The 13,349-nt window shown below is 58.1% G+C and carries 11 protein-coding genes and 1 tRNA gene; 4 read left to right on the top strand and 8 right to left on the bottom strand.

Annotated elements, in window-relative coordinates:
- Nucleotides 1-645: 645 nt before the first annotated feature.
- The 4 genes from C476_RS07635 to C476_RS07620 form a co-directional block, all read right to left on the bottom strand.
- A tRNA-Pro gene (locus C476_RS07635) sits at nucleotides 646-716 on the bottom strand.
- An 83-nt stretch (nucleotides 717-799) separates the two neighbouring features.
- Nucleotides 800-1,708 (bottom strand): RNA-guided pseudouridylation complex pseudouridine synthase subunit Cbf5, encoded by a 909-nt coding sequence (locus tag C476_RS07630; protein ID WP_008011554.1) that lies wholly within the window; start codon nucleotides 1,706-1,708, stop codon nucleotides 800-802.
- Nucleotides 1,708-2,283, bottom strand: coding sequence for a (d)CMP kinase (gene cmk / locus C476_RS07625; RefSeq protein WP_008011552.1), 576 nt, complete (start codon nucleotides 2,281-2,283; stop codon nucleotides 1,708-1,710). Before cmk ends, C476_RS07630 begins: the two co-directional genes overlap by 1 nt.
- A gap of 133 nt (nucleotides 2,284-2,416) precedes the next feature.
- Nucleotides 2,417-3,382 carry a DUF106 domain-containing protein gene (locus C476_RS07620; protein WP_008011551.1) on the bottom strand — a complete coding sequence of 322 codons (966 nt, stop codon included), beginning with the start codon at nucleotides 3,380-3,382 and terminating at the stop codon, nucleotides 2,417-2,419.
- A gap of 181 nt (nucleotides 3,383-3,563) precedes the next feature.
- On the opposite strand from C476_RS07620, the gene C476_RS07615 reads away from it, so the two are divergent.
- A complete protein-coding gene (locus C476_RS07615) occupies nucleotides 3,564-5,078 on the top strand; it encodes a DUF7289 family protein (protein ID WP_008011549.1) in 1,515 nt (504 codons plus the stop codon).
- On the opposite strand, the gene C476_RS07610 is transcribed toward C476_RS07615, so the two are convergent.
- Nucleotides 5,079-5,714 carry an adenylate kinase gene (locus C476_RS07610; protein WP_008011548.1) on the bottom strand — a complete coding sequence of 212 codons (636 nt, stop codon included), beginning with the start codon at nucleotides 5,712-5,714 and terminating at the stop codon, nucleotides 5,079-5,081.
- Between the two features lie 58 nt (nucleotides 5,715-5,772).
- Here C476_RS07610 and C476_RS07605 point away from each other — a divergent pair, with 58 nt between their 5' ends.
- Nucleotides 5,773-6,195, top strand: coding sequence for a hypothetical protein (locus tag C476_RS07605; RefSeq protein ID WP_008011546.1), 423 nt, complete (start codon nucleotides 5,773-5,775; stop codon nucleotides 6,193-6,195).
- Between the two features lie 269 nt (nucleotides 6,196-6,464).
- On the opposite strand, the gene C476_RS07600 is transcribed toward C476_RS07605, so the two are convergent.
- Nucleotides 6,465-6,728 (bottom strand): cytochrome C oxidase subunit IV family protein, encoded by a 264-nt coding sequence (locus tag C476_RS07600; protein ID WP_008011545.1) that lies wholly within the window; start codon nucleotides 6,726-6,728, stop codon nucleotides 6,465-6,467.
- Between the two features lie 219 nt (nucleotides 6,729-6,947).
- On the opposite strand from C476_RS07600, the gene C476_RS07595 reads away from it, so the two are divergent.
- Together C476_RS07595 and C476_RS07590 are read left to right on the top strand one after the other, a co-directional pair.
- Nucleotides 6,948-8,351 carry a hypothetical protein gene (locus C476_RS07595; protein ID WP_049911649.1) on the top strand — a complete coding sequence of 468 codons (1,404 nt, stop codon included), beginning with the start codon at nucleotides 6,948-6,950 and terminating at the stop codon, nucleotides 8,349-8,351.
- Nucleotides 8,352-8,455: 104 nt separating this feature from the next.
- Nucleotides 8,456-8,743: a DUF7410 domain-containing protein gene (locus C476_RS07590; RefSeq protein ID WP_008011543.1), complete on the top strand. Its 288-nt coding sequence runs from the start codon at nucleotides 8,456-8,458 to the stop codon at nucleotides 8,741-8,743.
- Nucleotides 8,744-9,180: 437 nt separating this feature from the next.
- Here the strand turns inward: C476_RS07590 and C476_RS07585 are convergent, their stop codons facing one another.
- Entirely contained in the window at nucleotides 9,181-11,781 is a 2,601-nt protein-coding gene (locus C476_RS07585; RefSeq protein WP_008011542.1) for a cbb3-type cytochrome c oxidase subunit I, read from the bottom strand.
- Nucleotides 11,781-12,776, bottom strand: a complete 996-nt coding sequence (gene coxB, locus C476_RS07580) for a cytochrome c oxidase subunit II (RefSeq protein WP_049911648.1) — start codon at nucleotides 12,774-12,776, stop codon at nucleotides 11,781-11,783. Before coxB ends, C476_RS07585 begins: the two co-directional genes overlap by 1 nt.
- Nucleotides 12,777-13,349 lie beyond the last annotated feature (573 nt).

Here is a 13,349-nt window from a genome sequence, read left to right as displayed (position 1 = left end):
GAAAGAGATCAAAAACAAACGCGGTTACACCTGGAAGGGGCTGATGCTCGAAGGTGCGGAAGCATTGGACACCGGAGAGCCGTAGCAAGACGAGTCGAGACACGAACGAATGCGATTTCTCCCCGTCGTGAACGACGGGGTTTCCTCGCTACCGCAAGATGAGAGAGTGACGCATCGCGAACCATCAATCGCTACTGTCCGCAGACCCGTTTTGCAGCCTCGAGCGAGAAGACACAGCGAGCAGCAGGGACAGTAAATAATTATAACAATAATATACCATACATAAATAGTAACTATCATAGTCGAGACCGACAAAGAGAAACACCGGAAAATCGGTATCTGTGAACGCTGCGGAAAAGCAACAGTCGCCTGGGTGGCGGCAGACGGAACCGTTTGGCCGGTGAGCGAACACAACGTCTGTCCCTGTAGTGACGCCTCGTTTCGTACGGTAAACGACGCTGCATCTTGAGGCTAATCGTAGCTACACGGACGACTTCACTTAGTATCGCTTCGCGATAACAGTAGTTCAGTCACAAGTTTAAGAGAATGTATTGAGGACCATGATCGGAGCAAAGCTGCTCTTCACTTCCATTTCACTCCTCGTCATAACAGTCGTGCCGCTCTTCGTTTGGGAAGTCGTGAAAATGGGACCGCCGAGAATTGAACTCGGGTCCTACGGACCCCATCCGCAGAGGATACCACTACCCCACGGTCCCGTACTTGGATCGATGGTCGTCTTCCGTTTAAGGGTGTCGTTTCACCGGTAGTGTGTCATCCGGTTTCGAACCCACAGCCGACCTCAGACCAGCACGCGCTCGAGGTCAACGGCGAGGCCGCTGTCGGCCTCGAGGTCCCCGACGAACGTGCCGAGACAGACCGCAGCACCGTTTGGCGTATAACAGGCAACGAGCGAGTCGCGCTCGATATCGTCGTCGGCGTCGAGGACACCCGGCGCGTAGACCGGTGCGCCCTCGGCTACTTCGCGAGCGGCGCTTTCGGCGATCACGACACTGGGGATCCCCTCGAGGATCCGTTCGGCAGGGTCGACGACCTCGTACAGCGGGTCGGGATCGTCATCCTCGAGCCAGAACGCCAGTGCGTCGAGGAAGTCGTGGGCGCTGTGGAGCGTCCGGTCGTCGAACGGCTCCGTCATCGTCCGGCGGAGGTGGCCCATGTGAGCGCCGGTGCCAAGCGCCAGTCCCAAATCGTGACACAGCTTACGGACGTAGGTACCGCTCTCACAGCGGATCCGCACGAGGAGACGTCGCTCTTCGGCCTCGAGCACCTCGAGATCGTAAATCTCGCGCACGCGAAGGCGGCGAGAGACGGCGCTCTTGCGCGGGGGCTTCTGGTAGATCGGTCCCTCGAACTCGGCGACGACCGACTCGGCGTCGGCCGGCACCGGCGCGTGACACTCGAGGACGGCGACGTACTCCTTGGCACCCTCGAGAAAGACCGGCGCGAGGCGAGTCGCATCGCCCAGCATGATCGGGAGACACCCGGTCACCTTGGGATCGAGCGTTCCCGCGTGGGCGGCGCGGTCAATGGTGACATCGGCCCCGCAGTCGGCGAGCGTCTCGTCGACGGCGTCGCGCAGCCAACCGCTGACCTGATGTGAGGACGGCCCCGGCGGTTTGTCGAGGTTGACGACGCCAAAGGTGAGCAACTCGGTGGGCGACCGTTCCTCGGGTGGACCACGGAGCGGCATTAGAACTCGTAGCTGGTGTCGACGGGCGCTTTTCCTTCGTCGCCGTCGGCATCGTAGCGTTCGACGGCGGTGACGAGCATGTCGAGGACGGCCTTGGGCTCCCAGCGAGCCGTATTCACCGAGAGATCGTAGATCGTCAGATCGCGGATGTCGATCCCGTAGTACTCCTCATAGCGCTGGGCCTCGCTGGCCTCACGGGCCGTCGTTTCCTCGGTTGCGCGGGCGGGATCTTTGCCCTCGCGCTCGGCGATGCGTTCGCCACGAACCTGTGGTGGCGCGTCCAGCCAGAAGCGGAAATCAGCCTGCTCGGCGGCCAGCCAGCCGGCGAGTCTGGACTCGAGCACCAGATCGTCTTCCTCGACGGCGATCTCGCGGAGCCGTCGGTCGAGATCGCGATCGATCTCGTCGTTTTCCTCAGCGAGTTTATTGAACTCGAGGGGGGTGTAGCCGCGTTCGTCGGCCAGTTCCCGGAAGATGTCACCGCCGCTGACGTGGTCGAGTTCGAAGGCGTCGGCGAGCAACTCGGCAGTCGTGCTCTTCCCGCTGCCCGGCGGGCCGGAGACGGTGAGTAACATAATCGATCTGCGAGCGGGCGGGTAAAATGGGTTTTGAATCCGCGAGCCCGGCCACCGATAGCGGCCGTACACGACAGCTTACAAGTGATCGAGCCGACGACGTGTTGCGATAGTCGAGACGGAGTTGGCGCGATCAGGTGCCCGTCGGAGACATGTCGATGTTCAGCGACTTGCGCAGGATCTGGGAGAAGCCCATCGAGCACAGGAAGTACCAGACGATCCAGGCCGGCATCGGTCCAACCAGGCCAGCCTGCCAGCTTGTTTCGCCAACGAGTGGCAAGACGGCCGTCGCTTCCGCGCCGCTGAGGCCGACCGACTGGATCTTCCAGTACATCCAGAGGAACAGCGGGATCGTCAACAGCATGATCCAGACCATCGGCCGGAACTGCTCTTTGAACATCCCGAGGTTGTCCGCCATGGCCTCCATCTGCTCTTCGCGGACCTGCTCGAGTTCGTTCTCGAGGCGTTCGATTTCGGCCTCGCTCGCGCCGCGTTCCTCGGCTTCTTTCTTGCGCTTGCGGAGGTCTTTTTGCTCCTCCTGGACGGCTTTCATCCGCTCTTGATACTTGCCCATGACCTCCGTGTTCATCAGGTTCGCCTGCAGCAGCGACGAATACAGGCCAGTGATCAGTGCAACGGAAAGGATCACGGCATAGAAGGGCAACGCCGCGTCGAGCGGTCCGAGAACGATGTCTATCGTTCCACCCACGACGTTTCGAATCGAATCGAACCAGTACCCGGGCATCAACAGAAGCGCACCGATGCCGGCGATTTTGTCCCACTGCGACCAGCTCGACTCCTCGTCGTCGATATCGACGTCGGCACTGGCCACGGCACTGCTCCCGCCACCATCACCGTTTCCATCGAGGGCCCGGTCATAGGCCTCACGATCGGCGATCGCGAACCCTTCGTCGCCGTCGACTAATACGCCTTTCTCGATCAGCCGCCCCCACTGGCCGCTCGTCAACTCGTCGCTGACGTCGGCCCACTGGACCTCGCCGCCGTTCTTGTCGGCTTCCTCGCGAATCGCTTCGAGCGCATCCGCCATCGAGGAATCCTCACGGACGAGGGCGTCGATCTTCTCGGCTGTACGCGTCATCTGCCCAAAGCTAGGCATCGTCCGGTATACAAGTGTTTTTCTTCGGTAGTCACAGTGTCCACGAGACCACGGATGTCGTCGACCGCTCGAGTCCGGATAAATATACTATTCGGTATTTTTCAGCCAATATGAACTGTTTGATCGGTCGGACCTTTTATTATATGGATCTCCGAATTACTGGATGATCGAAATGACTTTGGGACGCAATGACGGCACAGCGATGCCGTCGGAAAGAGGGGTGTCCGCAATACTTGGTTTCATTCTGTTAATTGGGATGGTGGCAAGCATCAGCGTCGGTATTCTTCTCTTTGCCGGTGATGCGATGGAAGATGCGGAACAACGTTCGGCAAACGAACGTGTCGAGCAGTCGTTCGTCGAGTTGAGCCAGCAGATGCGAGCTGCGTCATCAAACGACGATGTCTCACACCCCATCGACCTTGACGTGGGTCAGTCAGGAGCAGTTGTCAAGAAAGACACGGGCCATATTACTGTGACATCGGACGCACTTAGTAAGGATATCAACCTCACCATCGGAACGATCGAGTACGAGAGCGACGATGGGACAAAGCTTGCCTATCAGTCAGGAGCAGTCTTTCGTGAGACTGGTAACGAGACACAAGTTGTCTCGGCACCCCCAGTTCACTATGAGGCTGAGACAAACACGCTTACACTCCCAGTTTCGGCTGTCGCTGGTGAACAAAAACTCGGATCCGGAGACGTCTCTATCAGCCACAACAACACAACCACATTTCAGGGAGCAAATGTTGTCCAAAACGAAGATATAACGATTACAGTCAAAAGCGACTACTATCGTGGCTGGGAGTCGTTCTTCCGTAATCAGGCAGGCGACACCTCAGTGCAACACGTCGATCACGAAAACCGGACCGTCGAAGTCGAAGTTGGATATATCGATCTCGAGAACGCCTTCGATTCGGGTGTGACATATTCATCGGATATCGATGACTTCAATGAAGAATTTGGAGATGAAACGCGAAAAGGTAATCTGCCTCCGATGGATCCGGTTATTGAAGAATTGGTGGAAGATGCTAATGACGACTCAAATAACATAACTGACTTGTCTGATGTTGATGACGAGTCTGAGTTAAGCGGGATGTATTATACTGACGAACTGCATATCGGAAAACACGAATCACTTTCTGCCGATGCTTCCGACGGGAACGTCACTCTGATTGTTGATGGTAATATAACGATAGAGGGCGATCTAACCGTTGATGCAAATGATGATAACGCATTACGCGTGTATCTAACTGGGGATTTTGAAATGACAGATAATAATGCGAAAGTAGAGCCTACCCCATCAGATGGTGCGGCAAAAGCAGAACAGTTGCAAGTGTATGGAACGTCACAGCTTGATGCGCACTTTAATAAGGGGAATTTTCATGGAACATTCTATGCAGCAAGTAACGACTGGGAAGATCCGAACAAGTTAGTCAATTCCAACGGTGGGGGCGAAGGAATGAATGACGACTATCAAGTCATATTCAACTCAAATCCGACATTCACAGGTGCACTTGTTGCACATTCATCGAATCTCCATGCAGATGCGGCAACATTCACGTATGACGAGACGTTAGAAGGCGAAGACTTCGATGCGTATCCGCAAGGATACGAACTGCCGCCGGACCTTACCTACCTCAACGTCGTCAAACACGAAGTCGAGGTCGAACAGAACTGACTACGCTGCGTCCTCGATCGTCGCCTTCACGTCCTCCCAGACCTCGTCGGGTGCCTGCTCGCCGTCGACACGCTCTAAGTCGCCCTGCTCGTCGTAATATTCGATGACCGGTTCAGTGTTTTCGTGGAAGACGGACAGTCGCTCGCGGACCGTCTCCTCGGTGTCGTCGTCACGCTGGACGAGTCGCTCCTCGACTTCGGGGTCCTCCGGCGGGTTGTACTCGACGTGGTAGATGTCGCCCGTCTCGGGGTCCATCCGGCGGCCCGTCAGGCGGTGGACGAGTTCCTCCTCGCCGACCTCGAGGTACAGTGCGAGATCCAGGTCGGTCATGTCCTCGAGTTCCTCGGCCTGGTCTAAGTTACGCGGATAGCCGTCGAGGACGAAGCCGTCGGCCTGGCTGAGTGCCTCGTCGACGATGGCGTTGACGACCTCGTCGGGGACGAGCTCGCCCTGATCCATGTATTCGCCTGGCGTGTCGTACTCGGTGTCCATATCGGAGATGTCCATCTCCTTGTTGTTCCGAAGCGCGTCACCGGTGGTAATGTGATCGACGTCGAACGCTTCGATGATCTTTGCACTCTGGGTCCCCTTCCCTGCCCCGGGTGCACCCAGGATCAGGATTCGTGGCTGTGCCATATGGCACCGTTCATGCCCATCACATAAAGGCTTAAAGAATCGAGCACGTCCATTCACTATGACCCGCTTCGACGCGTCTGAGCCCACTGAGCGACGGAAACTGTACGTCGACGCGATTACGGCCCATCGCGAACGCGCCAGCGGATTTCTGACGCTCGAGGCAGACGACACTGCCGACGAGGAACGCGATGACACAGCCGACCAGTCTGCTGCAGCGTTGGGCGTGCCGTGGATTCAGTTTGGTGATGGAACGGTCAATCTCGACTGTACCGACGCGGAACTCGAGGCGCTGAAAGACCTGCTCGAGGCGTTTCCGGCGTTCAAAATCGATGACCTGACGCGGCCCGAAGACGCCGACGGGATCAACGTTCGAGTCAGCGCGAAGGCGGATGCAAACCGGATCGCCCAGTTCATCGACGACGTCTTTCTCGAGGTGTATGACCTCCCGTCGACGGTTCGTATCTGGCTCGTCGACGTGTGAGCAATTGGTTGCCGTATCAACTGACGCGGGACATACACCGATCGTACGACCGCTGTGCGATCGATATGGAACTCGTTTCAGTTTGTATTGGCAGGTGTCTGCCAGCTACGCGTTCCGGTCCACTTGAGACGTGACGAGCACGCTCGAATCGCGACATCGCTTCGAGAAACAGACCGCTCCCACGTCGTGAGACGGCATCCTCGTTGGCCGGTGAACATCGATCGACGAGGTGAGAACAGGTCGGCAGTTCAGCCGATGGTCGCGGTGCGTTACTGGATCGAATAGCCTGCTGCGAGGGTGAGCAGGACGACCATAAACGCCGCAACGGCCATCGTGTAGGTGACCGACCGTGGCTCGTATTTGAGGTGCTGGAAGTACCCCGCGATCAGGCCGATCTTGATAGCTGCCAGCACCAGCGTGCCACCTACTGCCATCGTGTAGGTGAAGAAGTCGAAGTGGAAGAAGACGAACTTCCCCGTAGCCAGCAGTACCAGTGCCACGTAAATCAATGCGTAGTTCCGAACACTCGCCATTGGTGGGGAATGTGAGAGACGAATACTTATAGCTTCCTCATACGACCGCTTAGTACTCCGTCAAGCGTCGACGTGCGAGTCGAACCAGAGAACTGCGATCGGTTCGACCCGCAACGTCAGGCGTGACGAACCACTTAGGACCATCCGGCACGAACGCGGGTCCGTCCGTGGCTACACAGAAGCGACACGTAGATGCAACACCGGTTCGAATTGCCGACAATGAGTAGACGTTCGGCTTTGGTTCGCCGAGCCGGTATCGGGGTCGTGTTCACGCTCGTAACTCTTGTTGTGGGCAGCGGTGTCGTCGCCGCGAGTATGACCGCCTCTGGTCTCATGGACGGCAGTGGTGATGTCGCTATTCCAACGTGGCTGTATCTCGCAACTGGCGGCGGTACCGTCGGCGCATCAGCACTGTTGACGATGCTCGTCACTGATCGTGACATGATCGGAACCTACCACGATCACACACTCGAGGCGACTATTGATCGCCTCCGTTCCGGGGGCTCGCTGTTGTTCGGTGCGATCGGTCTGCTTGGGCTTGCGATCATCCTCGTTGCTGGGTTCGTCGGCCCGGCTATCGGGCTGGTCAGCGTGACTGTGCTGGCAACGTTCGTCGGTGGGCGGGCGCTGCTGACGATCTTTGCGTACACCGTCGGCAACCCGTGGCCGGCGCTCAACCCATGGCGACGCATCGCTACAGCACTTCCCAACGACTTCGAAACGTACCCGCCGGCCTTTGGCTCCTGGCCCGCCGTCGTGGCGCTGTTGACGTTCGTCTGGCTCGAGGTCGTCGCTCCACTGACTACCTCGACGACCGTGCTGGCACTGATGCTCGTCATGTATTCGCTGTTTACCGTCTCGAGTGCAGTCATTTTCTCGCCGGAGACGTGGTTTCGACGCGGCGACCCCCTCTCGCTGTGGTTTCGACTCTACAGCGCCGTCGCGCCGATCCAGCGGACCCCCGACGGACTCGAGTTGCGCTATCCCGGGTCGAAGCTGGGCGAAGACGACGTGATCACTGATACCTCTCTCGTGGGCTTCGTACTCGCGCTGGTCTGGGAGTTGACCTACAGCGGGTTCATCGTCACGCCGGCTGGGGTCAGGACCGTCGAAGCGCTCGTCGGGCTCGGTGTGCCGCCAGTGCTCGTCTATCTGTTCTTGCTCGTTGGTGGGTTCGCCCTGTTCTGGAAGGTGTACTGGATCGCGATCGACCGAACCCGTGAGCGGGCCGAGACGTATCTCTCCCGTGAATACCTCGGGCTCCGATTTGCTGCACCACTGCTTGCGATCGCGGCCGGTTACCACTTCGCTCACTACATCGCCTTTGCGATCTCGCTGTGGCCGGCGCTCGTCGGCGCACTCGCGTCGCCGCTTTCCCCGCCGCCAAACCCAACCCAGTACGCAGTGCCGGGCTGGTTCGGGTACATCGAAATCGCTGGCATTCTGGTTGGTCACATCCTCGCGGTGTGGATCTCACATACCGTCTCGTTCGATCTCTTCCCCGGAAAACTTCAGGCGATCAGGAGCCAGTACCCGCTCATCGTCGTGATGATCGTTTTCACGATGGCGAGCCTCTATCTCGTCTCGCAAGGGACGATGAGTCCGCCGTACGTCCCGAACTGAGCCGGCATCGACACGCGTTCGTTACGACAGCGATCGTCGCCGCGTGTTCGATCGGCGCGTCGAACCGGCAAACACTTCCTCGCAGTCCCGTAAGTGCCAATCGAATGGCGACTGACCGAACGCTCGAGCGGGAGTACGAGGTGCCACCGGACGAAACGCCCGTCGCAACCTGCCCGTACTGTGGACGGCCGTTTCGATCCGAGCGATACGCGACGTTCCACATCGGCGTCGAGCACACCGAGGTCTGCTCCGACGACGAACGCGAGGCATTCGAGGAGGAACTCGGCGACGAGGAGTACGAGCTGTTCACGTTTCACTTCAAGGCGGCCGTCTCCGTGTTCCTGGTCTACTTCTTGTTTACGTTCATTTATGCGCTGGTCTGGTCTGGCTAGTCGGTAGTCGGCAGTCAGCGGTTCTGTTGTCCGTGTCGCCTCTGAGACGGGCTGCTGTAACTGTATACTGCGCACCCGCATGGCAGGCATGGAAGGTCGCAAGCCCGCGGCATCCACTGACAGGAGTCCGTTTGAGACAAGCGAGATACCTGTCAAAGTAGCAAACACAGTGGCGCTGCTGGTCTGTTACTCTATTCGATGACAATCACTCGACCGGTTGTCACACCGACTGTCGCCCGTTGTGAGGGGTCGTTCAGACCGAGATGAGACACTGACACTGCGTATCGACGACGGTGTCGGCCCCTGCTTATAACTCTGTGACGTCGGAGGCCAGTCAGGAACGGTCACGGAAGCAGTCAAGCGGTGCTGGCGCTGTCTGGCGTTGCGTTGCAGGGCAGAGTGAGAGAACGAGAATCAGCCTGTGTAGCGGCGGGCCGCTACATCAGGTAGAACAGTGGGAACAGGAAGACCCACACGATGTCAACGAAGTGCCAGTAGAGACCGAAGTACTCGACTGGCATGTGATCCTCGAGGTAGGCGTCGACGGTCACGACGCGGAAGATCATAAACAGGGCGATCAACAGCCCGAGGATGACGTGTAGTGCGTGTAGGCCGGTCGTCACGAAGTAGATCGAGTACTCGAGGCCACTGAACCAGTAGTGACCGTCAGCGAACTTGCTGGTGTACTCGAAGGCCTTGACGCCCATGAACACGAAGCCAAGCAGGACTGTCGTGGTGAGCGCGCCGAGTAGCCCTTTCTTGTTCCCGCGTTCTGCCATCACGTGTGCGATGACGACCGCGAAACTCGAGGTCAACAGGACGTAGGTGTTGAACAATCCTGCTTCGGTGATCGACGCGAGTTCCCAGTTGCTCCAGCCCATGTTGAGGCGCATGAAGACGAAGGCACCGATCGCTGCACCGAAGACGACGACGTCGGATGCCAGGAAGAACCAGACACCCAGCTTCTCGTTGTTGATGCCACCGAACGGCCAGCGCTCGGCAACCTCCATCTCAGGTGCCTCGAACTGCTCGCGGCCGAACTGGAACAGCGTGATTCCAAGCAGGACGATCCCCAGTCCGGTCAGGGCAGGGTAGACGACGCTCTTGGGCGGTGCCTCGGCCAGAGTTACGAAGTCACCGCTGTGGATGTTAGACTGGACGAAGTCGTAGACGTACGGCGTCAGTCCGCTGAGGCCGAGGAAGAACGTGAACGTCGCGACGCCGATGCCGAACGGCCAGATGCTGGCGTGGTCGGCGTGTTCTTCTTCGTGGCTCGCTGTGGCCGTCGCAGTCGCACCCTGTGCGATCCCACCGTCGGTTGCAGTCGGGGTATCGTCGACGAACTCGAGGGTCCCACTGGCGTAGCTTGGCCGGTCCGGCCAGTTCTCGAGCGGTGGGGGCGAGGGAATCGCCCATTCGGCGGTTCGCGAGTGGGTCCACGGATTGTCGGGTGCGTCGGGGCCCGAGATGAAACTCTTTGCGAGCGTCACGAACACGAGCAGGAAGCCGAGTCCGAGGACGAACGCACCGACGGTCGCAAGCTGGTGATAGAGCTGTGCGCTTTCGTTGTAGTGGAAGATACGTCGGGGCGTCTCCCAGGTGAGGAACATCGGGAAGTACAGCAGATTAAAGCCGAAGAAGTACACGGCGAAGCTGAGTTTCCCGAGTCGTTCGGAGTACATCTTGCCGGTGATCTTTGGCCACCAGTAGTAGAGGCCGCCGATCAGCGCGGTGACACCGGAGACCATCACGTAGTGGAAGTGCGCGACGACCCAGTAGGTGCCACGGAACTCGTAGTCAAGCACGACGGCACCGAGGAAGACACCGGTAATCCCGCCGAGGATGAACAACAGCAGTGCACCCAGCGAGAACAGGAACGGCGTCGTAAACCGAATGCGGCCCTTGATCATGGTGTAGATCATCGCGAACACCATTAGGTCGAAGGGTAACGAGATCCCGATCGTCGTCGCCATGAACAGCGTCTTGATCGGGAGGTTGATCGTCGACAGGAACATGTGGTGCATCCAGACGAGGAACGACTGGACCGCAACGAGGACCATCGCGATCATGACCCACTTGCGGCCGACCAGTCGCCGCCCAGTGAACGTCTGGAACGTCTCGAAGAGGACCCCGAGCGCAGGGAAGTAGACGATGTACACCTCTGGGTGACCGAAGAACCAGAAGATGTGCGCCCACAGCAGACTCGAGCCCTCGTTCGTTGCGAAATACTGCGTGAGGAACAGTCGGTCGATCGACTGCAGCATCACTGCAGCGAGCAGCGCGGCGAACGCGAACAGCATCATCCAGGCCGTCAGTAGCCACGACCAGGAGAACATCGGCAGGTTCCACATCCCCATACCCTCGGCACGGGAACGGTGCATCGTCGTCAGGAAGTTCACCGTCCCGATCGTGACCGAGAAGCAAAACAGGACTACGCCGAGGATTGCGGCGTTACCACCTGCCGTTGCTTCCATCACCGAGGTGTACATGGGCACGTTCAGCGGGGCGTACATCGTCCAGCCGCCGGAGAACGACCCACCCTGGAAGAACGAGATGACGAACAGNCCTGCCGTTGCTTCCATCACCGAGGTGTACATGGGCACGTTCAGCGGGGCGTACATCGTCCAGCCGCCGGAGAACGACCCACCCTGGAAGAACGAGATGACGAACAGGATCCCCGAGAACAGGTAGAACCAGTAACTCAGGGCGTTCAGTCGTGGGAACGCAAGGTCTTTCGCCCCGATCTGAAGCGGGACGAAGTAGTTCGCGAAGCCGGATGCGATCGGTGAGAGGAACCAGAAGACCATTATCAGGCCATGGCCCGTCACCGACTGGTAGTACTGATCGTTCGTCAGCAGCGGTTCGCCACCGAGCATGAGGCCACCCGATTGCCACAGGTGTGCTCGGAACAGCAACGCGAGGACGCCGCCGAAGATCAGGAAGAACAGGGACGTCGCGAGGTACAGAATCCCGACGTCCTTGTGGTTGGTCGTCACTAACCATCGCTTGACCGACCGCATCGGCGGAAGATCACTCATCAGGCGTCACCTCCGTCGTTCGTATCGCTTGCAGTAGCATCACTTTCCGTTGCGTTCATCTCGAGCGTGTAGGTCTCGCTGACCGGACCAGTCATGTCGAACTGCTCTTCGACAGTTTCGAACTGATCGTCGGTCGACGTGATCGTCACGTTGTACTTGCCACCGTGGTCGACATCGTTGATCGTGATCGTTCCGTTCTCGTCGAAGTCATCGGCGGTGTACGTACGCTCGAAGTCAGTTTCCTGGCTTTCGAGCGTCATCTCGTAGCCGTCCGTCACGGGGGACTCGTTGCTGTCAACCATCTCGAACTCCATCGTCAGCTGGTCGTCCATCCACGAGTCGAACTCGTCGGACGGCATGACATTGAGCGTCCCAACCATCGAGGTATGGGCTTCACCACAGAGTTCGAAACACTTGATGTTGTACTCGCCGGGTTCTTCGGCTTCGAACCAACTCTCGTCGACTTCGCCCGGAATCGCGTCGGCTTTCACCCGTTGATCGGGTATGCCAAACGTATGCCAGACGTCACCTGAGGTCACTTGGACCCAAACTCGCTGGTCAGCTGGGACGCGAAGCGTACTCGTCGATTCGATCCCATTGTCGTACTCGAAGAACCATGCGAATCCCTCGCCGGTCACATCGACTTCCAGCGCTTCTTGCTGGCCACCGTCATCGGCACTGGGATCTTCGACGTACAGAAGCATCGTGTACGTCCAGATCACCAGCGAAATGACGATGACGGCGCTGATGCCGAACGAGAGGAACAGTTTTTTTCCGCCCTTTCCGCCTGTCGGTAACTCCCCGAGTGACGGTCGATCCTTGTCGTCGTCAGCCGTGTCGCTGTCACGATACTTGTACGCGTTGTACAAGGTGTACGCGACTACGACGATGCCGACGAGCGCTCCGAGTCCGAGAAATACCGTAAAGATACTCTCGAACACGTCAACGCGGGTCTGCTGCATTGGGGCAATGAGTGCGTTGTAAATTGTATTCATCTCTTTTGAAGGCCAGTTATATGTCGGACGATGGTTTCTGGGGGCACTTATCTATTTGGAAACCGGCCGGACTGATCTGCACCGCGTGCCGGGCAGTCTCCGATTATTCGACTGCAGTTCATCCGGTTCGTCTGTCACCCCACATCACGCTGTCGTTGTCGTCATTGACCTTTTTTCTATCGTTAGCTCGTCCAGATACTATATGAATACGAATAAATCATGTCATATTGGTCCGTCCCCGTTCTTTTATACTAGTCCCGAAACGCCACTGCACACCTATCGCACAGCCGTCGTACGATCTGCTGGACGCCGACAATCAGGAGCTACTATCGTTTCGATCACGCTGTCGATCATCCACTTCCATCACTAGCTGTGCCATGAGTCATACTGCCGGACAAAACGGTGCAGGCACCGATCGCACTCGAGACGCTGTCGCCGACGACGATAGCCGTCGAGACACGATCGAGTATTCACTGACGTTTGCCCGATAGTATCAAAAGAGCCACATTCAATCGAGGGCAACATCACAGCTACGGCTGCGACCCGACACCGCCAGTTCGAGACCGACTCGCT

This window comes from Natrinema limicola JCM 13563, from assembly GCF_000337475.1.
GTDB lineage: Archaea > Halobacteriota > Halobacteria > Halobacteriales > Natrialbaceae > Natrinema > Natrinema limicola.
This window is presented reverse-complemented; position numbering and strand designations above follow the sequence as displayed.

Excerpts from the sequence above, each read along its gene's own strand:
- C476_RS07630 (WP_008011554.1), bottom strand. The coding sequence starts at position 1,708 with ATGCCGCTCCGTGGTCCACCCGAGGAACGGTCGCCCACCGAGTTGCTC.
- cmk (WP_008011552.1), bottom strand. The coding sequence starts at position 2,283 with ATGTTACTCACCGTCTCCGGCCCGCCGGGCAGCGGGAAGAGCACGACT.
- C476_RS07620 (WP_008011551.1), bottom strand. The coding sequence starts at position 3,382 with ATGACGCGTACAGCCGAGAAGATCGACGCCCTCGTCCGTGAGGATTCC.
- C476_RS07615 (WP_008011549.1), top strand. The coding sequence starts at position 3,564 with ATGATCGAAATGACTTTGGGACGCAATGACGGCACAGCGATGCCGTCG.
- C476_RS07610 (WP_008011548.1), bottom strand. The coding sequence starts at position 5,714 with ATGGCACAGCCACGAATCCTGATCCTGGGTGCACCCGGGGCAGGGAAG.
- C476_RS07605 (WP_008011546.1), top strand. The coding sequence starts at position 5,773 with ATGACCCGCTTCGACGCGTCTGAGCCCACTGAGCGACGGAAACTGTAC.
- C476_RS07600 (WP_008011545.1), bottom strand. The coding sequence starts at position 6,728 with ATGGCGAGTGTTCGGAACTACGCATTGATTTACGTGGCACTGGTACTG.
- C476_RS07595 (WP_049911649.1), top strand. The coding sequence starts at position 6,948 with ATGAGTAGACGTTCGGCTTTGGTTCGCCGAGCCGGTATCGGGGTCGTG.
- C476_RS07590 (WP_008011543.1), top strand. The coding sequence starts at position 8,456 with ATGGCGACTGACCGAACGCTCGAGCGGGAGTACGAGGTGCCACCGGAC.
- coxB (WP_049911648.1), bottom strand. The coding sequence starts at position 12,776 with ATGAATACAATTTACAACGCACTCATTGCCCCAATGCAGCAGACCCGC.